This window comes from Streptomyces sp. SID12501 (assembly GCF_010550245.1).
GTDB lineage: Bacteria > Actinomycetota > Actinomycetes > Streptomycetales > Streptomycetaceae > Streptomyces.
Genome location: NZ_JAAGLU010000164.1, coordinates 1 through 786, shown reverse-complemented (window position 1 = coordinate 786; position 786 = coordinate 1). Strand labels below are relative to the sequence as shown.

The window sequence follows — 786 nt, the reverse complement described above, 5'->3', positions numbered from 1 at the left end:
CCGTCTACACCTCGGACCTCGTGTGGGACGCGGCCGCGCGCACGCTCACCGACACCGCGACGGGCGCGGTCTACGCACCCGACGACCGCGGGAACTTCGTCAGCGCGGACGGCGACCGCCTCGCCGCGGGGTGGTACGTCAACGTCGGGTTCGACAACTTCGTGCGGGCGTTCACCGACCGCGCGTACGCCGGTCCGCTGCTCCAGGTCGGCGCGTGGACCTTCGCGTTCGCGATCCTCACCGTGCTCACGAGCTTCGGGCTCGGGCTGCTGTTCGCGATGATCTACAACGACCCCCGCGTCCGCGGACGCAAGGTCCTGCGGACGGTCTTCATCCTCCCGTACGCGTTCCCGGCGTTCATGTCCGCGCTGCTGTGGCGCGGCATGCTCAACGCCGAGTTCGGGGTCGTCAACGAGTGGTTCCTGCTCGGGGCGGACGTCAACTGGCTGGGCGACCCCTGGCTCGCGAAGCTCGCGATCTTCTGGGTCAACCTGTGGCTCAGCTACCCGTACTGGTTCCTCGTCACCACGGGTGCGCTGCAGGCCGTGCCGTCGGAGACGCTCGAGGCCGCCCGCGTCGACGGCGCCGGCCGATCGCGGCAGTTCCGCTCCATCACGCTGCCCCTGCTGCTGGTGTCGACCGCACCGCTGGCGATCGCGTCGTTCGCGTTCAACTTCAACAACTTCACGATCATCTTCATGCTCACGGGCGGGGGCCCGGCGTTCCGTGGCGCGAGCGTCCCGATGGGCTCGACCGACATCCTCATCTCGGCGATCTACCAGATCT

The 786-nt window shown here is 68.7% G+C and carries 1 protein-coding gene; it reads left to right on the top strand.

The genetic code is table 11. The features are described 5' to 3' along the window. Positions 1 to 786: ABC transporter permease subunit (locus G3I71_RS45000; protein WP_164324684.1), on the top strand; the 786-nt coding region annotated here is incomplete at both ends.